The organism is Paenibacillus sp. sgz302115, assembly GCF_056120445.1.
This window is the reverse complement of the sequence record NZ_JBVYOK010000094.1, coordinates 1-224: the sequence shown is the minus strand read 5'-3', so window position 1 is coordinate 224 and position 224 is coordinate 1. Positions and strand designations below refer to the sequence as shown.

The following is a 224-nucleotide window of genomic DNA, read 5'->3' as shown; positions in this document are numbered from 1 at the left end:
TCCTTGGCTTCGGCTTCCGCCTGCTGGATTTGCGAGTGGCTGTCGGCTTTGGAGAGCATAACTTTGTTGTCGAATTTTTCTTTTTCTTTATTGTATTCGGCCTGCTTGGCGCCAAGCTGCTTATTCATTTCCGGGGCAAGCGTCTTGTTGAGGCCTGCGGTCATCTCTCCTGGAATCGCCAGACCCGGCAGCTTTTTGGCGGTGGGAGTGTTGCCGCCTTGTAG

The 224-nt window shown here is 53.6% G+C and carries 1 protein-coding gene; it reads right to left on the bottom strand.

Annotated features, from left to right (window positions below; translation table 11 throughout):
- Nucleotides 1–224 (bottom strand): hypothetical protein (locus AC0LWN_RS32810; protein WP_474672763.1); only part of this gene is annotated, 224 nt, incomplete at both ends.